Below are 20,860 nucleotides of genomic sequence, written 5' to 3'. Positions count from 1 at the left end.
ACGAGTTGTGACCTCACCGTCGCGTGCCGGTCCGCTGTGGGGCCATCCGCCGGAACGCCCGCGTTACGTCGGACTCGACCGTCAGAAAGTCGGGGAACTCCTCCGGCGATCGAACGCCGTGCAGTCGACGAACTCGGTGCCGCGACGCCAGCGCGACTCCCCGTCTCCGGCCCGCGAGAGTTCCCACTCCGGGGGTCGTCGTCCGTCGATGCGTCGACACCGGGAACGCAGTCGACGAGTCGGCCGAGGGGAGACGGGAGCCAAGTCCCGAGCGTACGGAGTCCGTTTCGCACGCGCCCGATCACGGAGTCACGCATCGATCTCCGGTTGGGGCTGCAGATAATTGGCTCTATTGAAAGCTCTGTCAGCTGATACGTCTCGCGTCGACGACTCGGTGTGTCTCGTTGGATCGGACCGGACGCCACTAACCCGGAAGTGACGCCCGCCGCGTGCCGCGCCCTCGGCGTGTGGCTCACCCCAGCAGTCCGAGTTCGTCGATGCGTTCGACGATCTTCTCGACGGCTTCGGTGGCGTCTTCGGGGCGCTTGCCGCCCGTGATGACGATCTTCCCGCTCCCGAACAGCAGGATGACGACTTTGGGGTCGTCCATCCGGTAGACGAGACCGGGGAACTGTTCGGGTTCGTACTCGACGTCTTCGAGCCCGAGGCCGATCGCGAGCGCGTTCAGGTTGAGGCTGTGGCCGAGGTCAGCGCTGGAGACGATGTTCTGGACCGTGATTTCGGGGTTCTCCTCGACGGGAATGCTCAACTCGCGGAGCTTCTCGAAGATGATGTCGAGCGCCTCGTGGACGTCGTCGATGCTTTTTGCGCCCGTACAGACGATCTTGCCCGAACGGAAGATGAGCGCGGCCGCCTTGGGCTCCTGTGTCCGATAGACGAGGCCGGGGAAGTTGTCCGGGTTGAAGTCCGCCCCCGGGAGGTCCTCGGCGAGCGCCTCCAGGTCGAGTTCCTGTCCGATGCCGGTCGATGCCACCACGTTCTGAATCTCTATCGAATCTGCCGGGTCACTCATCGTTTCGCTCGTGTTTCGTACCTCCTATCTTATAAACCGATACGGAATGTGTTTGGCTTCTGCCGGTAGACTCACACGAGCGTCAATTTTGGTCTTGTCAATCTAATCGGTTGATAATTAGAACCACGTTACGGGATGACACGTATATGGCAACGTTTTTTGAACATCTCGGGGAAATCAGTGCTATTAAGTAATACAACCCCTTCGATATGGATGCGAAGAAGCGGGCGAGGCGGGGCGATTCCGTCTCGCGGGTTCGGATACCAGTCCGAGGGAATCAACGGGTTTATACTCGTCCCTCGCGTTGGTTGAAATCCGAACGAAAACGTGAGGATTCCACCCCTGCGGTCCGCCGTACAGAGGGAATCTGATGTGAGCCTTGATAGTTCGGTGTCACTCGGGTGTGTCCCGGTGGCGTCGAACTCTGGACCTTAGATTGATGGAGGTGCTCTTCACAGAGCATCCCGCCATACCCCCTCCTTTGGAGGGGACACTCCGGTTGATCCTGCCGGAGGTCATTGCTATTGGGGTCCGATTTAGCCATGCTAGTTGTGCGAGTTCAGCCTCGCAGCAAATAGCTCCGTAACACGTGGCCAAACTACCCTACGGAGGAGGATAACCTCGGGAAACTGAGGCTAATACTCCACACCGTACTCACGCTGGAACGCCGAGTACACCAAACGCTCCGGCGCCGTAGGATGTGGCTGCGGCCGATTAGGTAGACGGTGGGGTAACGGCCCACCGTGCCGATAATCGGTACGGGTTGTGAGAGCAAGAGCCCGGAGATGGATTCTGAGACAAGAATCCAGGCCCTACGGGCGCAGCAGGCGCGAAACCTTTACACTGCACGCAAGTGCGATAAGGGGACCCCAAGTGCGAGGGCATACAGTCCTCGCTTTTCTGTACCGTAAGGTGGTACAGGAATAAGTGCTGGGCAAGACCGGTGCCAGCCGCCGCGGTAATACCGGCAGCACGAGTGATGACCGATATTATTGGGCCTAAAGCGTCCGTAGCCGGCCACGCAAGTCCGTCGGGAAATCCACCAGCCCAACTGGTGGGCGTCCGGCGGAAACTGCCTGGCTTGGGACCGGAAGACTCGAGGGGTACGTCCAGGGTAGGAGTGAAATCCCGTAATCCTGGACGGACCGCCGATGGCGAAAGCACCTCGAGAAGACGGATCCGACGGTGAGGGACGAAAGCTCGGGTCTCGAACCGGATTAGATACCCGGGTAGTCCGAGCCGTAAACGATGTCTGCTAGGTGTGACTCCCACTACGAGTGGGTGTTGGGCCGTAGGGAAGCCGCTAAGCAGACCGCCTGGGAAGTACGTCCGCAAGGATGAAACTTAAAGGAATTGGCGGGGGAGCACTACAACCGGAGGAGCCTGCGGTTTAATTGGACTCAACGCCGGACATCTCACCAGCACCGACAGTGGGAATGAAGCTCAGTGTGATGAGCTTAGCAGACCCACTGAGAGGAGGTGCATGGCCGCCGTCAGCTCGTACCGTGAGGCGTCCTGTTAAGTCAGGCAACGAGCGAGACCCGCACCCCTAATTGCCAGCAACACGTTCGCGTGGTTGGGTACATTAGGAGGACTGCCGTGGCCAACACGGAGGAAGGAACGGGCAACGGTAGGTCAGTATGCCCCGAATGTGCTGGGCTACACGCGGGCTACAATGGTCGAGACAATGGGTTCCTACCTCGAAAGAGGACGGTAATCTCGTAAACTCGATCGTAGTTCGGATTGAGGGCTGAAACCCGCCCTCATGAAGCTGGATTCGGTAGTAATCGCGTTTCAACAAAGCGCGGTGAATACGTCCCTGCTCCTTGCACACACCGCCCGTCAAAGCACCCGAGTGGGGTCCGGATGAGGCCTGCTCAGCAGGTCGAATCTGGGCTCCGCAAGGGGCTTAAGTCGTAACAAGGTAGCCGTAGGGGAATCTGCGGCTGGATCACCTCCTACAGACCGGGACCTCCCACCAGGGAGGCCCACACCACTCATAAAGGTCCACCCGACCCACCCGGACACGCCCGAGCACCCAAGAACTATCAAGGCTCACACTCTCGCCCCCCATCCAAGGGGTGGGCCCGTAGCTCAGCGGCAGAGCACCTCCTTTGCAAGGAGGAAGCCCTGGGTTCAAATCCCAGCGGGTCCATGCAAGCCCATCCCACCGACCGCCCGAACCGCACGCCTTAAGTGCACGACGGCGCGACGATGTGATGGCACTAACCGATGCACCACTCCGGGCAACCGCGAGTGGGAAGGGTCGAACGCACGACCGCTTACCACCCGGCGTGCGTGATGAAACTGTGTGTACGTGCAATCCAGGCGTCCACTGGACCCGACTCGCAAGAGTCACCGACTTATAGTCGAACCGGGTCAGTGCAACGCAATCCAACAACAACTGGCTACTTTGCCAGCTGGTGAATAGCTCGGCTCGAGAGCCGACGACGGACGTGCCAAGCTGCGATAAGCCTCAGGGACCCGCATGGAGGGAAAGAACTGAGGATCTCCGAATGGGAATCCCCACCGCAATTGCTTCGCGCAATGGGGAACGCTCTGAATTGAAACATCTCAGTAAGAGCAGGAACAGAACGCAACAGCGATGTCGTCAGTAACGGCGAGTGAACGCGACACAGTCCAAACCGAAGCCTTCGGGCAATGTGGTGTTCGGACTGACACTCATCACTCGACCAGTCTCGCGAAGTCTCCTGAAACGGAGCGCGACACAGGGTGACAGCCCCGTACCGAGACCCAGTAGAGTGTGCGTCAGTACCAGAGTAGCGAGGACCGGATATTCCTCGTGAACACAGCAGGCATCGACTGCTAAGACTAAATACTCCTCGAGACCGATAGCGAACAAGTAGCGTGAGCGAACGCTGAAAAGCACCCCGAGAAGGGCAGTGCAATAGGGCTTGAAATCAGTTGGCGATAGAGCGACGGGGCATACAAGGTCCCACGAGAAACGACCGGCGAGCGATCGCCCAGTAGGAATCGTGGGAAGCCGGTGTTCCGTCGTACGTTTTGAAAAACGAACCAGGGAGTGTACTTGTTTGGCAAGTCTAACCCGCGAATCGGGGAGGCACAGGGAAACCGACATGGCCGCAGTCTTCACAGACCAGGGCCGCCGTCTTCAAGGGCGGGGAGCCAACCGAGTACGACCCGAAACCGGGTGATCTACGCGTGGGCAAGGTGAAGCGTGGCGAAAGCCACGTGGAGGCCTGTTAGGGATGGTGTCCTACAATACCCTCCCGTGACCTATGCGTAGGGGTGAAAGGCCCATCGAACCCGGCAACAGCTGGTTCCAGCCGAAACATGTCGAAGCATGACCTCTGCAGAGGTAGTCCGTGGGGTAGAGCTACCGATTGGATGACCCGCCTCCGAGAGGAGTCGGCCATCCTGTCGAACTCCGAACCTACGGACGCCGTGGAAGCAGGGAGTCCGGTATGCGGGGTAAGCCTGTGTACCGTGAGGGAGACAACCCAGAGTGAGGTTAAGGACCCAAAATGTGGACTAAGTGCGATCGAAGGTGGTCCCGAGCCCCAGACAGCCGGGAGGTGAGCTTAGAAGCAGCTACCCTCTAAGAAAAGCGTAACAGCTTACCGGCCGAGGTTCGGGGCGCCGAAAATGATCGGGGCTCAAGTCCACTTCCGAGACCTGACGACACTCGTCAAAGAGTGATTCCGTAGGCTGGCATTCCGGTCGGGTGGAAGTACGGACGAGAGTTCGTATGGACCGACCGGTAACGAAAATCCTGGTCATAGTAGCAGCGAAAGTCGGGTGTGAACCCCGACGGCCTCAAGAGCAAGGGTTCCTCGGCACTGCCAATCAGCCGAGGGTTAGCCGATCCTAAGGCCTACCGTCAGTCGAGTAGGTCGAACGGGAAACTGGTTAATATTCCAGTGCTATCATACGTTGAAAGTCGACGCTTCAGGAAACATCGAGCCGGGCCTTCGCCCGGTCGAACCGAGGAAACGCGTGGAAGCCGTAACGGCAGGAAGCGTGTGAAACTCGGGACAGGGAAACTCGATGGTACCCGGAGCCCGTGAAAAGACGAGTATGATATTCGTACCGAGATCCGACACAGGTGCTCAGGCAGCGAAAGCCAAGGCCCGTCGGGAGCAACCGGCGTTAGGGAATTCGGCAAGTTAGTCCCGTACGTTCGCAATAAGGGATGCCTGCCCCGGAATGGGGCAGGTCGCAGTGACTCGGGCGCTCCGACTGTCTAGTAACAACATAGGTGACCGCAAATCCGCAAGGACTCGTACGGTCACTGAATCCTGCCCAGTGCGGGTATCTGAACACCGCGTACAAGCGGACGAAGGACCCGTCAACGGCGGGGGTAACTATGACCCTCTTAAGGTAGCGTAGTACCTTGCCGCTTCAGTAGCGGCTTGCATGAATGGATCAACGAGAGCGCCACTGTCCCAACGCTGGGCCCGGTGAACTGTACGTTCCAGTGCGGAGTCTGGAGACCCCCAAGGGGAAGCGAAGACCCTATAGAGCTTTACTGCAGGCTGTCGCTGGGACGTGGTCGCTGATGTGCAGAGTAGGTAGGAGTCGTTACAGAGGTGCGCGCGCCAGCGCGTCGCCCAGACACACATGAAACACTACCCGTCAGTGACTGCGACCCTCACTCCGGGAGGAGGACACCGGTAGCCGGGCAGTTTGACTGGGGCGGTACGCGCTCGAAAAGATATCGAGCGCGCCCTATGGTCATCTCACTCGAGTCGGGAACTCGAGGAAGAGCGCAAGAGCAAAAGATGGCCTGACAGTGACATTCCCAACGAGTGTCGCTGACGCGAAAGCGTGGTCAGCGAACCTACGACGGTCCTCAATGGGCCGCGTAGATGACAGAAAAGCTACCTTAGGGATAACAGAGTCGTCACCGGCAAGAGCACATATCGACCCGGTGGCTTGCTACCTCGATGTCGGTTCCCTCCATCCTGCCTGTGCAGAAGCAGGCAAGGGTGAGGTTGTTCGCCTATTAAAGGAGGTCGTGAGCTGGGTTTAGACCGTCGTGAGACAGGTCGGCTGCTATCTATTGGGGGTGTTACGGTTCCTGACAGGAACGTCCGTATAGTACGAGAGGAACTACGGATGGGTGCCACTGGTGTACCGGTTGTCTGAGAAGGCAGTTGCCGGGCAGCCACGCACCACGGGGTAAGAGCTGAACGCATCTAAGCTCGAAACCCACCTGGAAAAGAGGGACCACCGAGGCCACTCGTAGAAGACGAGTTCGATAGACTCGGGGTGTACGCGTCAAGGCAACGAGACGTTCAGCCCGCGAGCACTAACAGGCCAAGCCACAGTCATACGCATTGTACTGATCCGACTCGTTCGAGTCGGGTCCAGGCGCAAACTGGATTGCACGAACACACACAGACAGACCGATACTGGCGTATCGTGGTTCGATTCCACGGATCGGCATAGAGGCGGCCAGAGCGGCACGGCCACACCCGTACCCATCCCGAACACGGAAGTTAAGCGTGCCAGCGTATCAGCAAGTACTGGAGTGGGCGACCCTCTGGGAACACTGATTCGCCGCCTCACCACTCATACTCTCTTTCGACGAGCGGACCGCTCGTCGACCCACACTCAACACACGCAGAGTGGCAACACTCGCCCCACACCCGGACCGCGTGCCGGAGGCGACGCCTCGCCGTCGTGCGCCCCCGACAGCGACCAACTGGACGGCACTCCCCGCGATTAAACCCGATTAAATCGGGACTAACCCGCCCAAATCCGGATTTACGGAGTTCCCGATTTAACCCGGTAGCGACGCGTGGTTCGAGCGTAATGAAGACGAAACTGACCACGATGCTGGTCGTGACCGCGATGCTCCTAACAGCGGCGGCACCACCTGCCTTCGCCGCCACGGGCTCGTCGAGTCTGGATCTCGACGTAACCCAGGACGCAGACGGTACGGCCACAGTCACCGTGACGAGAAACGGCACCGCAGTCGAGAACGCGTCGGTGATCGTCACCGCCGACGAGACGTACGCGGGGACGGGCAACTACACGACGGACGCGAACGGCACCGTCTCCTCCCCGAGCCCGGCACTGCGGTGAACGTCACCGTCGCGGCGACCGATAGCAACGAGACTGCGGCGACGACGACCGAACTGACGCCCGTCGCCGAATTCGAAGTCGGTGTGGATCGGAACGACGACGGATCGGCGACGGTCACCGTCACCCGGAACGACACGGCCGTCGAGAACGCGTCGGTGACCGTCACCGCCGACGACGCGTACGCGGGGACGGGCAACTACACGACGGACTCGAACGGCACCGTCACGATAGCCGAACCGGAATCGACGGTGACGGTCACCGTCGAGGCGACTGACGCGAACGACACCGCGACGGCGACGGCCGAACTGACGCCCGCCGACGGCCTCGCCGTCGACGTGACCCAGAACGCGGACGGCGCGGCGACGGTGACGGTCACGCGGAACGGCGACGCCGTGGAGAACGCGTCGGTGAACGTCACCGCCGACGGCGATTACGCGGGCGTCGGGACGTACGCGACGGACGCGAACGGCACCGTCTCCTCCCCGCGCCGACGACGAACGTGACCGTCACGGTGACGGCCACCCACGACGGCGACGAGGCGACGGCGACGGCCGACCTCACCGTGGAGCCGGTGCAGAACTTCGGGTTGCTGGTGAAGCGGTTCGTTCACGACCTGAAGTCGACGGGCGTCAGCGGCCCGCTGGGACAGCAGGTGTCCGAGTTCGTCACCGAGAACAACCCCTCGAACGAGAACGCGAAGGGACCGGCAGAGCAGTCGACCGGGCCGCCGGAACACGCGGCCGTGAACGACGGTAGCGGCGACAGCGACGACGGCACGACGAACGCGTCCGGGACGGACGATGCTCCGGGCAACTCGGAGCATGCACCGGGACGGCAGAACGCCGACGAGGAACACGGCCCCGAAAACGAGGAGGCGAATGACGAGCAGAACGGCAACGCGAACGGTCACGACGGGAACGCGGACGAGGCCGAATCGTCGGACGATCCGTCGAGCGCCGACAGTTCGTCGAACGACGATTCGGACGACAGCGACGACTCGGACGACGACCGCGGTAACGGCAACGGCGGCGGTCCTCCGGACCACGCCAACAACGACTGATCCGATCTCGACGGTCGGTTAGCGAACGCGACGCAGACGCCACGTCTTTTTCGCGTCGGTCACGCCTCCTCGGGCGGCGAGAGCGACGCCTCGACGACGGTCCCGTCGGGGTCGAGCGTCACGGTGCCGAGCGAGGCCGTTTCGCCCGCGGGCGTCGACTGCGCGATCGCGCCGAGAACGGACTCCTTGTCGAGTCGTTCCCAGACGACGCGTTCGACGAGGGTTTGAAACTCGTCGGGATCGGTCCACCCCGAGTCGATGTCCGAGGGGACGTGGACGACGAACCGAAGCGTGTCGTCGGTGACCTGGATGCCGACGCCGAACGTGTCGCTCATACGTCCGCTCGTCGGCCATGGCACATAGGCCCTCCGACCGCGAGCGATTCTCACACACCCCTGACGGTGATAGGACGGCTTTTGAGGACCGGCCGACCAGAACGGATATGAGCTACAAGATCGGGCTGGTGGGCAAGCCCTCCGTCGGGAAGTCGTCGTTTTTCAACGCGGCGACGATGAACGACGTCCCGGAGGGGGCCTACCCGTTCACGACCATCGATCCGAGCGTCGGCGAGGCGTACGTCCGGGTCGAGTGTGCGGCACCGGAGTTCGACGAGACGTGTACGCCCAGCGTCGGCTACTGCGACGACGGGACGCGGTTCGTCCCCGTCCAGTTGGTAGACGTCGCGGGGCTCATCCCGGGCGCACACGAGGGGAAGGGCCTCGGCAACCAGTTCCTCTCCGATCTCAACGAGGCGGACGTCCTCGTCCACGTCGTCGACTTCTCGGGCGAAACGGACGCCGAGGGCGAGGCGACGGAGGGCCACGACCCCCGTGAGGACATCGACTTCCTCGAAGCGGAACTCGAGATGTGGTATCTCGAGATCTTAGAGAAAGGTATCGAGCGCTACCACTCGGGCTATCACGGCGACGAGGGTGACATCGAAGCGGAGTTGGCGACGCAGATGGACGCCTTCCGGACGAACGCCGACGAGATAAAGCAGGTCGTCCTCTCGCAAGGTCTCGACCTCGACCCCGACATGTGGACGGACGAGGACAAGGCGTCGCTGGCCCGCGAGATACGCAAGCGGACGAAGCCGATCGTCGTCGCGGCGAACAAGATGGACAAGCCCGCGGCCCGGGAGAACTACGACGAGATAACGTCGGATCCGGAGTACGACCACCTCACCGTCGTGCCCGTGAGCGCACACGCCGAGAAGGCACTGAAGCAGGCCGACGAGGCGGGCGTCGTCGAGTACCGCCCCGGCGACGCCGACTTCGACCTCGTCGGCGACGTCGCCGGAACCCGGGACGGTCCGGCCCCCTCAGGAGACGCGTCGCGTCTCGTGAACGTCTCCGAGGAACAGGTCGAGGGCCTCGAACGGATTCGGGAGTTCACCGCGGCGTTCGAGGGAACGGGTGTCCAGCGGGCGCTGGAGACGGCCCTGTTCGACGAACTCGGCGTCGTCGCCGTCTTCCCAGGGAGCGCGAACGGGTCGGCGTCTGAGAAAGGCGTCTTCCGCGACTGCTTTCTCCTCCCCGACGGGTCGACGACGGAGGATTTCGCCTATCACATCCACTCCGACATCGGTGACGGTCTCCTCCACGGCATCGACTGTCGCGCGGAGCGACAGATCGGCGGCGATCACGAACTCTCGGACCGCGACGTCGTCGAACTGATCACGACGAGCTGACGCGGCTACGACGGGCCGACGTCGTCGACGGCGTCGCGGACGTCCCGGAGCACCTGTTTCGCGCTCGCTTCTTTCACGTCCCGGCGGTCGCCGTCGAAGACGTAGCGTTCGGCCGCCGTGAACGACTCCTCGGTCCCCCACTCGCCGGCGTAGGCGACGCCGACGAAGACGAGGCCGACCGGTTTCTCCTCGGTGCCGCCGGTGGGCCCGGCGATGCCGGTCGTCGAGACGCCCCACGTCGTTCTGGCGACGTCGCGGATGCCCTGGGCCATCTCGCGAGCGACGGGTGCAGAGACCGCGCCGTGTTCGTCCAGCGACTCCCGGGAGACGGCGAGTTCGGACTGTTTGGCGTCGTTCGAGTAGGTGACGAGGCTCCGGTCGAAGTAGTCCGAGGAGCCGGGCACGTCGGTCAACAGCGATCCGACGAGGCCGCCGGTGAGCGACTCCGCGACGGCGATCGTGTGCGTCGCCGCGTCGAGAATCTCGCCGAGTTCCGCTTCGATGTCGTCGGCCATGTCTCGACGGTCGGGCCGCGTCCCCATCAACGCCGGGGACGGAGTCCGCGCATTCATATAGCCGGACGAGAGACAGTCGAAATATGATCGACGGGGGCCGAGGAACGTCCAGGCACTCGGCGGGGCGATCGAACTCGCCGAACTCTTTCCCGACGAGTGGATGGCCGAACACACGGACTTGGGGAGCATCGAGGAGTTCATCGACGTCGACGACGCCACGATCCCGGCGGACGCCACCGTGAGCGACCTCTCGACGCGGCAGTGGGACGACCACGTCGCGACGACCACCGACTTCGACTCCTGGAGCGAGATGGTGTCGCGGGCGCTCGAATCGTACGTCGAGTGAGTGCCGGGGTTCGCTGTCGGCCACCGGCCGGCGTGGGCGTCGTTTCGACCGCGTCGCTGGCGAACAGTCCGCCGAGCAGTTCCGACTCCCGGCAATCGATTCGGCCGACGGTGGGATTTATGCGAAGTCGGGTGTGTCACCCACTATGACAGACGAGACGATCGGATTCGTCGGACTCGGAATCATGGGCGCACCGATGGCGAAAAACCTCCTCGACGCGGGCTATACGGTGGTCGGTCACAACCGCTCGCAGGAACCCGTCGACGAACACGTCGCGGCGGGCGGCGAGGCGGCGGCGACGCCGAAGGAAGCGGCCGAACGGGCGGACGTGGTCATCATGTGTCTGCCCGACTCCGACGTCGTTACCGAGGTCATGCGCGCCGACGACGGCGTCCTCGCGGGGCTGAGCGGCGGCGAAATCGTCGTCGACAACTCCACCATCTCGCCGACGGTGACCGAGGAGCTGGCCGAGGAGGTCCGCGAACGCGGCGCGAACATGCTCGACGCACCGATCAGCGGCGGCGAGACGGGCGCGATCGAGGGGACTCTCTCCATCATGGTCGGCGGCGACGAGGGCGTACTGGCGGAGGTCCGCCCGATCCTCTCGGCGATGGGCGAGACCGTCACTCACTGCGGCGGCAACGGGGCCGGACAGGTCACCAAGGCCTGTAACCAGATCGTCGTCGCGGGGTCGATGGTCGCCATCAGCGAAGCGCTGGTGTTCGCCCACAAGGCCGACGCAGACTTACAGGCCGTCGTCGACGCCATCAGCGGCGGTGCGGCGGGCTGTTGGGCGCTCGACAACCGCGCGCCGGACATGATCCGCGGCGACTTCGACCCCGGCTTCTTCGCCTCCTACCAGTACAAAGACCTCCGCATCGCCACCGACGCCGGCGAGGCCTACGGGTCGCCGATGCCCCAGACCGAACTCGCCCACGAACTGTACAAGGCGATGGAGCAGACGGGGCGGGGCATGGACGACAACTCCGGCGTGATGCAGATCATCGAGGACCTCGCCGGCACCGAAGCGCGGGTCGACGAGTAGGCGCACTCGCCGCGGACGCGACGTGCGCGGAGTCGGGGCGGCGGCCGTCCCGATCACGCCCGGGCCGAATCAATCGAGGACGACGTTTCGGAGTTCCTCGCCCGAATCGAGCGCGCGGACGTTGTGCGCGACGATGTCGGCCAGTCGCTCCCAGTGTTTCGGCGTGTGACCGGCGGTGTGGGGCGTGAGAAGCACGTTCTCCAGCGTCCAGAGCGGATGGTCCTCGGGGAGCGGTTCGGGATCGGTCACGTCGAGGGCCGCCCCGCGGATGCTCTCGCTCCGGAGGGCGGCCACGAGGGCGTCGGTGTCGACGACGCCGCCGCGGGCGACGTTGACGACGACGGCCTCGGGCGGGAGGGTCGCCAGCGCCTCCTCGTCGACGAGGTGGCGCGTCTCGTCGGTCAGCGGACACGCGACGACGAGGTAGTCGGTGCGTGCGAGGGCGTCGTGCACCGCGTCGTCGTCGAGGCCGACCACCTCGTCCGTGGGCCCGCCCTTGGAGGGCGTGTAACGCGCGCCGATCGTGTCGACGCCGAACCCTTCCAGTCGCTCGACGACCGCGGTCCCGATGGACCCGAGGCCGACGACGGTGACCGTCCGGTCGGTGAGTTCTCGCGCCTTGTAATGCCGCCACTCGCGGTTGCCCTGCCGCCGCCACCCCTCGTGGAGGTTCCGCGAAAACGCGAGGACGTGGCCGACGACCTGTTCGGCGATGCCGGGCGCGTGGATGCCGGAGGCGTTCGTCACGACGACGCCCGCTTCCGAGAATCGGGACAGCGGCAGGTGGTCGTAGCCGGCGTACGCACACGCGAACAGGTCGAGATTCTCGGCGGCGTCGAGCAGTTCCCCGTCCATCGCGTTGCCCGTCACGACCTGGGCGTCCCGGACGAGTCGCCGCTCTTCCGCCGGCGTTCGCGCGCGTTCGACAGCGTGGTTCGGCAGCCGCTCCCGAAGCTCGTCGGCGTAGGGCCGCGTCGACAGCCCTTCCGTTCCCTCTCTGAGAACGAGCACGTCCGTCTCGTCTGTCATAAGTTCCATCGCAGGCGCGGGCCTCCTAACTCTCCCGATTCGGTCCGACGCGACTCGCGGTTCCGCCTCCGGTGGGACTAATACCGGCCACCGCGAGAGGCCGCACATGGATTTCGGCATCGACGGCAACGCGGCGCTCGTAACGGCATCGAGTAGCGGACTCGGCAAGGCGGCGGCGGCGTCGCTGGCGGCCGAGGGGGTAAACGTCGTCGTCAACGGACGCGACGAGGAGCGCCTCGAAGCGGCCGCCGAAGACGTCCGCGAGGTGGCGACCGGCGACGTCGTCGCCCACCCCGGCGATCTGACGGATCCCGACGACACGACGGCGATGGTCGAACGGACCGTCGAGGAGTTCGGCGCTCTCGACCACCTCGTCACCAGCGCCGGCGGCCCGCCGAGCGGCCCGTTTCTCGACACCACCGACGAGGACTGGTACGACGCCTTCGACCTCCTGGTGATGAGCGTCGTCCGTCTGGTCCGCGAGGCCGCCCCCATCTCCGCGAGGACGGCGGCACTATCGTCACCATCACCTCCCGGAGCGTCAAGGAAGCCATCGACTCGCTCGTCCTCTCGAACTCGGTTCGGATGAGCGTCATCGGCCTCGAAAAGACGCTCTCGAAGGAGTTCGCGCCGGAAGTGCGCGCCAACGCCGTTCTCCCCGGCCCGCACGAGACGTCGCGCATCGAGGAACTCGTCGAACAGGCCGTCGACCGCGGCGACTACGACGACTACGAGTCCGGCCTCGCGGACTGGGCGTCCGACATCCCGCTCGAACGCGTCGGCCAGCCCGAGGAACTCGGCGACGTCGTCGCCTTCCTCTGTTCCGAGCGCTCGAGCTACGTCAACGGGGTCGCCATCCCCATCGACGGCGGCGCGGGCGCGTCGAACCTGTGACGCGCCTCGCGCGCACCGCCGACGGGACGGCCGTGCTCGGAAACGACGAGGGGTTCGTCCCCCTCGCGTCCGCCGACCCGTCGCTCGGGAGCGTCGACGCGGCACTCCGCGCCGCCCCCGACGGCCTGCCCGACGTGGCCGACGCCACCGCCAAACCCGTCCCGGCCGCCCATCTTGATTTCACGTCACCCATCGCCGACCCCGGGACGCTCTGGGGCGTCGGCCTCAACTACGCCGACCACGCGGCCGATCTGGACGAGACGCGGCCGGACGAACCCGCGAGTTTCTGCAAGCCGGCGACGACGCTCACGGGCCCCGGCGGACCGATTCGCCTGCCGCCGACGGAGATCTCGAACCGCGTCACCGCCGAAGCCGAGTTGGGAGTCGTCATCGGTCGCACCTGCAAGGACGTCGACGAAGCGGACGTGAGCGACGTCGTCGTGGGCTACGTCCCCATCGTCGATATGACGGCCGAAGACGTCCTCCAGCGCAATCCGCGATTCCTCACGCGGGCAAAGAGCTTCGACTCGTTTCTGGTCGTCGGCCCGTGGATTCGCACGCCCGACGAGGTGGGCGACCTGACCGACGTAACGGTTCGGACGGTGCGCAACGACGAGACGGTGGCCGAAAACACCGTCTCCCGAATGCTCTTTCCGCCCGAGGAACTCGTTTCCTTCCACTCCCGCGTGATGACGCTCCGTCCGGGCGACGTCATCAGCACCGGGACGCCCGGCGCGGGCGTCATCTCCCCCGGCGACGAGGTTCGCGCCGAAATCGAGGGCGTCGGTAGCCTCGACGCGTCAGTCGTCAGATAACCCATCGCGGAATCTTTATTGAGAGCACCGCCGACTGAGGGCGCATGGAACCCGTCGAATTCGACGAGGCGCAGACGTACGAGCCGGACGAGGGGTGGAAACGCGTCTCGCTGGCCGGCAGCGACGCCATGACCTTCGAGTGGTTCACCAAGCCGCCGGGCCACTCCTCCCCGATGCACGACCACGAGAACGAGCAGGTGTGTCTCTGCCTCGAGGGGAACTCACCGTCCGTACCGAGGACGACGAGGTGACCTTGGAGCAGTACGACTCGGTGTGGCTGGAACCGTGGGAGTCCCACGCCGTGGAGAACGAGGGCGAGGAGACGGCTATCGGCCTCGACGTCTTCTCCCCGGGACGCTCTTTCGACTTCTGGCTGGATCGCGATTAATCCATCCAGACGCTGGCCTGCGGTTCGGTCGGGTCGGTCGGTATCTCGACCAGCGTCGGTTCGTCCGAGTCGAGCGCCGTTCCGAGAGCGTCCCGTATCTCGGCCGGCGTCTCCGCTCGCAGCGTCTCCATGCCCATCCCGGCCGCCACCGCACAGCAGTCGATGGGCGTCTCGTCCCAGCCGTACGCCATCTCGTCCAGGTCGTAACTCCGCGACGCCTCCTCGCTGATGATGGCGTAGTCGCTGTTGTTGAGGACGACGACGGTGACCGGAATCCCCTCCGAGACGGCCGTGTGGAGTTCGTGCACGCACATCATCAGCCCGCCGTCGCCGGAGAGAGCGACCACGTCGGCGTCGGGGTTCGCCATCGACGCGCCGATGGCACCCGGCAGTCCGGTCCCCATGGTCGCCCACGACCCCGGATTGACGTACTGACGCGGGCCGTACGCCGGGAAACTCACCAGCGTCCAGATGCGTGATCCGCCGGCGTCGGCGCTGACGATCGCCTCTCGGGGCAACGCCTCGCGGACGGCCTGCAGTGCGCCCGGGGACGTCAGCGGCGGTTCGTCGTCGGCACGGAGTTCTGCCATCCGTTCCGCGGCGGCCCGTCGAACCGCCGACGCGCGGTTCGCCGCCGTCTCCACGTTCCGGTCGCGACCGCGTTCGGAGAGCGCCCCGTCGATGGCGTCGAGGGCGTCCCGCGCGTCACAGACGAGCGAGACCGCGGGCTCGTAGCCCTGCCCGACGTCGCTGGCGTGGAGCGTCACCGTCACGAGCGTCTCGGGGAGGTCGACGGTGAACGCGCGCGTCGTCAGCGCGTCGAGGTCGGTGCCGACGCCGAGAGCGGCGTCGGCGGTCGCGAGGAGGTCGAGCAGGTCCGAACTCGCGCCGCCACAGAGGACGCCCGCCGAGAGCGGATGATCCTCCGGGACGACGCCTTTCCCCTTGTACGTCGTGACGACGGGCGCGTCGAGGCGTTCGGCGACGGCGAGCAGTCGGTCCGTCGCGTCCGCGGTTCGGACGCCGCCGCCGGCGACGACGACGGGCGACTCGGCGTCGGCCAGCGCGTCCGCCGCCGAGTCGACGCCTTCCGCGGGGACGCCCCGAACCGAATCGGTGACGAACTCCCCGCCTCCGCCAGCGACGTCTCCATCTTGAGGAAGTTCTTCGGGATGCCGAACCGGACGGGCCCTTTCGGCGGCGTCCGCGCGACGGCGATGGCCCGGTCGAGTTCCGCGAGGGCGCTCTCCGGCGTCTCCACGAGGACGTTCTCCTTGACCACGTTGTCGTAGGTGTCGGGCGGCGTCTCGTGAATGGCGTCGCCGCCGCGGAGCTCCGGTTCCGTCTCGATGGCGACGTGCAGGAGCGGTGTGCAGTCGTTGAGCGCGTTTTTCAGCCCGTTCATCGCGTTCATGTCTCCCGGTCCGGGGACGACACACGTCGCCGCCATTCGGCCGCTCGTCTCCGCGTACCCCCACGCCTCGTGTGAGACGGCCGTCTCGTGGCGCGCGACGACGAATTCGATGTCGTCGCGGTTGCCGATGGTTTCGTTCAGCGGTAAACTCTGCTTGCCCGGGATACCGAACATCGTCTCTACGCCCCGTTCGACCAACCGGTCGACGAGTGCCTCGTTGACGTGCATCGTGCTTGGCACTATCGGCACGCACTTAACATCTCGCCCCGGACGCGGACGACGGCCGTCGCGGATGCCGGCGCTTATTACGCCGACGCGACTGTGGTCGACTCGATGGAGTCGAGACACCCCCTCTCGAGACGGCGGTTCGCGGCGACGGTGACGGGCGCGCTGAGTACCGGCCTTCTCGCCGGCTGTGCGGGCGGCGGTGAGAGCACCCCGACGGCGACGCCGCCGGACGACCCCGCCGACGTGACGGTCGAGATGGGCCCCGGCGGGCGACTCGTCTACGACCCGGCGGAGGTTCGCGTCTCGGCGGGCGACGTCGTGGAGTGGGTGGCGAAGTCGCGGGGCCACAACGTCTCCTTTCGCCCACAGGACGGACGGCCGATCTCGATCCCCGACGACGCCGACCCCTTCGCCAGTTACGAGGACGGTCGGGTCGCCGACACCACGCCGACCGGCGGGCGGTACAGACACACCTTCACCGTCCCCGGGGAGTACGTGTACGGCTGTATCCCGCATCTGAGCGCGAACATGGTCGGCCGCGTCGTCGTGGATTAGTCGTCGCCGGTCGCCGGTTCGACGTCGACGGAGATCTGGGCGGCGGCGGCCTTGTACTCCGGGATCTTCGCGACCGGATCGAGGGCGTCGTTGGTCAGTTCGTTGATCGGAGCCTCCGGGAAGTGATCGGTCGACCAGAGGATCCCCGGTCTGATGTCGTCGGTGACGCGCGCCTCGATTTCGATTTCCCCGCGCCGAGAGCGGAGTTGGATCTCCTCGCCGTCTTCGATCCCCAGACGCTCGGCGTCTTCGGGGTTGATGTCGACGAAATTCGTCGGCGTCTTCCGGACGAGCGTCGGCGACCGGGTGCTCATAGTGCCGGTGTTGTAATGTTCTTCGAGGCGGCCGGTGGTCAGCACGAACGGATACTCCGAGTCCTCGACTTCGGCCGGCGGCTGGTGGCGGACGCCGCGGATCTTCCCGAGGCCGTTATCGGTGTCGAACGAGTCCTCGTAGAGGAACGGGTCGCCCTCGTCGCCCTCCTCGTAACACGGCCAGTGGACGCCTTCGAGGCCGATTCGGTCGTAGGTGAGACCGCGGTAGATGGGCGCGGTCTCGCGGAGTTCCTCGAAGACGTCCTCGGGGCCGTCGAAGTCGAACCCCTCGCCGAACAGGCGCGTCCCGAGGTCCGAGACGATTTCCAGGTCGCCGCGGGTGTTGCCTGGCACCTCCGTCGCCTTGCGCATCCGCTGGACCCGGCGGTCGGTGTTGGTGACCGTCCCGCCGCGTTCGGCCCACGAGGTGGCCGGGAGGACGACGTCCGCGTACTCCGCGGTGTCCGTCATGAAGATGTCCTGAACGACCATGAACTCCAACTTCTCTAGCTGCTCGCGGACGTGATTGGAGTTGGGTTCGCTGATGACCGGATTCTCGCCCATGACGTAGAGGCCGTGGACGGCGTCGCCGATCGACTGCGTGATCTCCACGTTCGTCAGTCCGGGTTCGGGATCCACCTCGAACCCCCAGACGTCCTCGACTTCCGCTCTCGCCTCGTCGTCGTCCACCGGGACGTAGCCAGGGAGGACGTTCGGCATCGCGCCGACGTCGCAGGTGCCCTGGACGTTGTTCTGTCCGCGTAGCGGATTGACGCCCGTGCCCGGCCGCCCGACGTTGCCGGTGGCGAGTGCGAGATTGATGAGGTTCTGGACGTTGTCGGTGCCACAGCGGTGCTGGCTCATGCCCATGCCGGTGAAGATGGCCGCGTTGTCCGCCTCGGCGTAGATGCGCGCCATCTCCCGGATCTCTTCTACGTCGACGCCACACGTCTCGGCGGCGGCTTCGACGTCGAAGTCCGAAAGCGTCTCGCGGAGCGACTCGACGCCTTCCGTCCGCGATTCGAGGTACTCCTCGTCGACCAGGTCCTCGTCGAGGATGGTCTTGAGGACGACGTTCAACAGGGGAATGTCCGTCCCCGGTTTGAGCTGCAGATGCGTGTCGGTGTGTCGCGTCGTCTTGTTGGCGTGGGGGTCGATCTGGACGACGTAGGTGTCCTCCATCGCGGCCTGCTTGAAGTAGTTGCTGTGGGCGATGACGTGCTGTTCGGCCGGGTTCGCCCCCTGAATCCAGTAGACGTCGGCCTCCTCGCGCAGGTCCTGCATGCTGTTGGTCATCGCGCCGGCACCGAGGCTCGCACGCAGGGCCGCCACCGTCGAGGCGTGACAGAGGCGCGTGCAGTTGTCGACGTTGTTGGTCCCGTAGCGACGGGCGAACTTCTGCATCAGGTAGTTCTCCTCGTTCGTGCATTTCGAGGAGGTGAAAAAGCCCATCGCGTCGGGGCCGTGTTCGTCCCGGATGCGTTCGAGTTCGGTGGCGATGCGGTCCATCGCCTCCTCCCACGTCGCCTCGCGGAACTCGCCGTCTTCCTTTAGCAGCGGCTCTTTCAGTCGGTCCTCGTGGTCGACGACTTCCGTCGATGCGCCCCCTTTGATACAGAGGGCCCCCTCGTTGACCGGTGCGTCGAACCACGGCTTGATGTTCACTTCTCCGTCGCTCTCCCCCTCTGTCAGTTTCAGTCCACATCCGACCCCGCAGTAGGGACAGATCGTGTGGACGCCGTCCTGGTTCTCGTTGCTCATGGAGTACCGGAGCAGTTGTCACCACTTACCAAAGAGTGTTGTGTAAGGGAAATCGTGTAGTCTTATCCGTTCGGCAACGAGAACCGATTACGTCCGATGGAACTCACCGCAGCCCTCGTCGCGGAGAAAGCCGACGAGTACGAACGCCGAGAGCCGTTCTACGAGGTCGAACGGGAGCGACTGGCGACGCTTCCGGCGGCGTTCGACGAGGGGCCGATGGTCTGGCGGGACGTCGAGTGGGTCGTCCGGTGGTATTTCCGGCGAAACCGGCGGTCTCGCCCCGATCGCCGCGAACGCGTCGAGGCCGCGTTTCGGGACAACGACTTCGACGACCTCGCGGCCGCCCTCGACGCCGTCCACGACGCCGACACCGACCGCGAACGGCTCACTCGCCTCGAGGCGCTCGCCGGGGTCGACGTGCCCGTCGCCTCCGCGATCCTCCAGTACGCCTTCCCCGACCGGTACGTCGCCGTCGACGCCCGCCTCTGGTCGGTGCTCCGGGACGCGGACGAACTCGACGACTCGTACCCCGACCCGCCGTCGAAAGCCGACTACGAGCGGTTCGTCACGATCTGTCGGACCGTCGCCGACCGACTCGGGGTCGGTCTACAGACGCTCTACCGCGCGCTCTGGCGATTGGGCTCGTAAGCGGCGAAAGGTACAGGGTGGCGCGAGCGTTCGTTGAGGTATGGTCCGTCTCCTCTCCGACGACGACGTCGAACGGGTGTTGAGTCTCGACGAGTTGCTTCCGGTCGTCGCGGAGGCGTTTCGCAAACAGGGCGCGGGCGACGTCGAACGGCCGCCCCGCCCGCATTTCCCGGTCGGCTCGGGCCTCCGCTCGGACGACCCGCTCGGAACCGGGCTGGTGATGCCCGCGTATCTCCACGGCGCGGACACGTTCGCGACGAAAGTCGTCGCCGTCCACGAGGCGAACGCCGAGCGCGGCCGGCCGACCGTCAACGCCCAGATCACCCTCACCGACGCCGCTGACGGCCGCCTGGTCGCCCAGCTCGCCGGGAATCGAATCACCAACGCCCGGACCGGCTGCATCGGCGGCCTCGCGGCGTCGTCGCTCGCGGCGGCCCCCGTCACCCTCGCCCTCGTCGGCGCGGGAACGCAAGCGCGCTGGCAGGCCCGGGCCATCGCCGCCGCGACGTCCGTCTCCGAGATCCGGGTCTACTCGCCGAGCGACTCCCGCGAGGCGTGTGCGTCGACCCTGCGAGACGAACTCGGAGTCGAGGCCCACGCCGTCGAATCGTCGGCCGCCGCCGTCGCCGGTGCGAACGTCGTCGTCACCGCGACGACCAGCCCCGACCCGGTGGTGTCGGCGGCGGCCGTCGATCCGGGCACGCTCGTCGTCGCCGTCGGAGCCTACACCGCCGAGATGCAGGAACTCCCGGCCGCGATCGTCGAGGCGGCCGACCGTCTCTACGCCGACGTGCCCGAGGAGGTGGCCGAGGTCGGCGACTTGCGCGAGTCGTCCGTCCCGCCGTCGGCGCTCGTCCCGTTCTCCGAGGTGGTCGACGGCGTCGAAACGGTCGCGCCGGACGAACTCGTCGTCGTCGAGAGCGTCGGCTCGGCCGTCCTCGACGCCGCGGCCGCCGAACACGTCCTCGACGCCGCCGAAGCGGACGGGCTCGGAACGACCGTTCCCTTCGACGAATTCTGACCCAGTTTGGGGAGAGTCCGGGCGAAATTCGG

At 65.1% G+C, this 20,860-nt stretch carries 16 protein-coding genes, 1 tRNA gene, 3 rRNA genes and 3 pseudogenes; 16 read left to right on the top strand and 7 right to left on the bottom strand.

What is annotated here, in order from left to right; translation table 11 throughout:
• Window positions 1-13: 13 nt before the first annotated feature.
• Both ACFQJD_RS09615 and ACFQJD_RS09610 read right to left on the bottom strand, forming a co-directional pair.
• Window positions 14-187, bottom strand: coding sequence for a hypothetical protein (locus ACFQJD_RS09615; RefSeq protein ID WP_379797848.1), 174 nt, complete (start codon window positions 185-187; stop codon window positions 14-16).
• 285 nt (window positions 188-472) lie between these two features.
• Window positions 473-1,033 carry a TATA-box-binding protein gene (locus tag ACFQJD_RS09610; RefSeq protein ID WP_379797846.1) on the bottom strand — a complete coding sequence of 187 codons (561 nt, stop codon included), beginning with the start codon at window positions 1,031-1,033 and terminating at the stop codon, window positions 473-475.
• 492 nt (window positions 1,034-1,525) lie between these two features.
• Between ACFQJD_RS09610 and ACFQJD_RS09605 the strand changes: the two genes are divergently transcribed.
• The 7 genes from ACFQJD_RS09605 (at window position 1,526) to ACFQJD_RS09575 (ending at window position 8,165) form a co-directional block, all read left to right on the top strand.
• A 16S ribosomal RNA gene (locus tag ACFQJD_RS09605) occupies window positions 1,526-2,993 on the top strand.
• A gap of 123 nt (window positions 2,994-3,116) precedes the next feature.
• Window positions 3,117-3,188, top strand: a tRNA-Ala gene (locus tag ACFQJD_RS09600).
• Between the two features lie 244 nt (window positions 3,189-3,432).
• Window positions 3,433-6,350: ribosomal RNA gene (locus ACFQJD_RS09595) — 23S ribosomal RNA — on the top strand.
• A 114-nt stretch (window positions 6,351-6,464) separates the two neighbouring features.
• Window positions 6,465-6,586: ribosomal RNA gene (gene rrf / locus ACFQJD_RS09590) — 5S ribosomal RNA — on the top strand.
• Together the 16S, 23S and 5S rRNA genes with 1 tRNA gene alongside form the textbook arrangement of a ribosomal RNA operon.
• 246 nt (window positions 6,587-6,832) lie before the next feature.
• Window positions 6,833-7,105, top strand: a complete 273-nt coding sequence (locus ACFQJD_RS09585) for a hypothetical protein (protein WP_379797844.1) — start codon at window positions 6,833-6,835, stop codon at window positions 7,103-7,105.
• Window positions 7,102-7,608, top strand: a complete 507-nt coding sequence (locus tag ACFQJD_RS09580; RefSeq protein ID WP_379797843.1) for a hypothetical protein — start codon at window positions 7,102-7,104, stop codon at window positions 7,606-7,608. Before ACFQJD_RS09585 ends, ACFQJD_RS09580 begins: the two co-directional genes overlap by 4 nt.
• Complete coding sequence (locus ACFQJD_RS09575) at window positions 7,605-8,165, top strand: hypothetical protein (RefSeq protein ID WP_379797841.1); 561 nt, start codon at window positions 7,605-7,607, stop codon at window positions 8,163-8,165. Before ACFQJD_RS09580 ends, ACFQJD_RS09575 begins: the two co-directional genes overlap by 4 nt.
• Window positions 8,166-8,224: 59 nt before the next feature.
• Here ACFQJD_RS09575 and ACFQJD_RS09570 read toward each other — a convergent pair whose 3' ends face one another.
• Window positions 8,225-8,500: a hypothetical protein gene (locus ACFQJD_RS09570; RefSeq protein WP_379797839.1), complete on the bottom strand. Its 276-nt coding sequence runs from the start codon at window positions 8,498-8,500 to the stop codon at window positions 8,225-8,227.
• A gap of 107 nt (window positions 8,501-8,607) precedes the next feature.
• On the opposite strand from ACFQJD_RS09570, the gene ACFQJD_RS09565 reads away from it, so the two are divergent.
• On the top strand, window positions 8,608-9,855 hold the full coding sequence (locus tag ACFQJD_RS09565; RefSeq protein WP_379797837.1) for a redox-regulated ATPase YchF: 1,248 nt from the start codon (window positions 8,608-8,610) through the stop codon (window positions 9,853-9,855).
• A 5-nt stretch (window positions 9,856-9,860) separates the two neighbouring features.
• Here the strand turns inward: ACFQJD_RS09565 and ACFQJD_RS09560 are convergent, their stop codons facing one another.
• Entirely contained in the window at window positions 9,861-10,370 is a 510-nt protein-coding gene (locus ACFQJD_RS09560) for a CinA family protein (RefSeq protein WP_379797835.1), read from the bottom strand.
• Window positions 10,371-10,530: 160 nt separating this feature from the next.
• Between ACFQJD_RS09560 and ACFQJD_RS09555 the strand changes: the two genes are divergently transcribed.
• Window positions 10,531-10,716, top strand: coding sequence for a hypothetical protein (locus ACFQJD_RS09555; RefSeq protein WP_379797833.1), 186 nt, complete (start codon window positions 10,531-10,533; stop codon window positions 10,714-10,716).
• A gap of 145 nt (window positions 10,717-10,861) precedes the next feature.
• Window positions 10,862-11,761, top strand: coding sequence for an NAD(P)-dependent oxidoreductase (locus ACFQJD_RS09550; RefSeq protein ID WP_379797831.1), 900 nt, complete (start codon window positions 10,862-10,864; stop codon window positions 11,759-11,761).
• 69 nt (window positions 11,762-11,830) lie between these two features.
• On the opposite strand, the gene ACFQJD_RS09545 is transcribed toward ACFQJD_RS09550, so the two are convergent.
• On the bottom strand, window positions 11,831-12,790 hold the full coding sequence (locus ACFQJD_RS09545; RefSeq protein WP_379797829.1) for a D-2-hydroxyacid dehydrogenase: 960 nt from the start codon (window positions 12,788-12,790) through the stop codon (window positions 11,831-11,833).
• Between the two features lie 106 nt (window positions 12,791-12,896).
• Here ACFQJD_RS09545 and ACFQJD_RS09540 point away from each other — a divergent pair.
• The 3 genes and pseudogenes from ACFQJD_RS09540 to ACFQJD_RS09530 all read left to right on the top strand — a co-directional run bounded on the left by ACFQJD_RS09540 (window position 12,897) and on the right by ACFQJD_RS09530 (window position 14,887).
• A pseudogene (locus tag ACFQJD_RS09540) lies at window positions 12,897-13,684 on the top strand (SDR family oxidoreductase).
• Window positions 13,681-14,499 carry a fumarylacetoacetate hydrolase family protein gene (locus ACFQJD_RS09535; protein ID WP_379797827.1) on the top strand — a complete coding sequence of 273 codons (819 nt, stop codon included), beginning with the start codon at window positions 13,681-13,683 and terminating at the stop codon, window positions 14,497-14,499. The pseudogene ACFQJD_RS09540 and the gene ACFQJD_RS09535 overlap by 4 nt, the downstream one beginning before the upstream one ends.
• Before the next feature lie 44 nt (window positions 14,500-14,543).
• A pseudogene (locus ACFQJD_RS09530) lies at window positions 14,544-14,887 on the top strand (cupin domain-containing protein).
• Here ACFQJD_RS09530 and ACFQJD_RS09525 read toward each other — a convergent pair.
• Window positions 14,884-16,529 (bottom strand): annotated as a pseudogene (locus ACFQJD_RS09525) (thiamine pyrophosphate-binding protein). The pseudogenes ACFQJD_RS09530 and ACFQJD_RS09525 overlap by 4 nt on opposite strands.
• Between ACFQJD_RS09525 and ACFQJD_RS09520 the strand changes: the two are divergent.
• A complete protein-coding gene (locus ACFQJD_RS09520) occupies window positions 16,524-17,084 on the top strand; it encodes a plastocyanin/azurin family copper-binding protein (protein ID WP_379797825.1) in 561 nt (186 codons plus the stop codon). The pseudogene ACFQJD_RS09525 and the gene ACFQJD_RS09520 sit on opposite strands and share 6 nt — an antisense overlap.
• On the opposite strand, the gene fdhF is transcribed toward ACFQJD_RS09520, so the two are convergent.
• On the bottom strand, window positions 17,081-19,159 hold the full coding sequence (gene fdhF, locus ACFQJD_RS09515) for a formate dehydrogenase subunit alpha (protein WP_379797823.1): 2,079 nt from the start codon (window positions 19,157-19,159) through the stop codon (window positions 17,081-17,083). The genes ACFQJD_RS09520 and fdhF overlap by 4 nt on opposite strands.
• 96 nt (window positions 19,160-19,255) lie before the next feature.
• Between fdhF and ACFQJD_RS09510 the strand changes: the two genes are divergently transcribed.
• On the top strand, window positions 19,256-19,807 hold the full coding sequence (locus tag ACFQJD_RS09510; RefSeq protein WP_379797821.1) for a hypothetical protein: 552 nt from the start codon (window positions 19,256-19,258) through the stop codon (window positions 19,805-19,807).
• 40 nt (window positions 19,808-19,847) lie between these two features.
• Window positions 19,848-20,828: an ornithine cyclodeaminase family protein gene (locus ACFQJD_RS09505; protein ID WP_379797819.1), complete on the top strand. Its 981-nt coding sequence runs from the start codon at window positions 19,848-19,850 to the stop codon at window positions 20,826-20,828.
• Window positions 20,829-20,860 lie beyond the last annotated feature (32 nt).

The sequence above is a fragment of the Haloplanus sp. GCM10025708 genome, assembly GCF_042663985.1.
Classification (GTDB): domain Archaea; phylum Halobacteriota; class Halobacteria; order Halobacteriales; family Haloferacaceae; genus Salinirarus; species Salinirarus marinus.
Note: the sequence above shows the minus strand (reverse complement) of the source record. Positions and strands in the feature narration are given on the sequence as shown.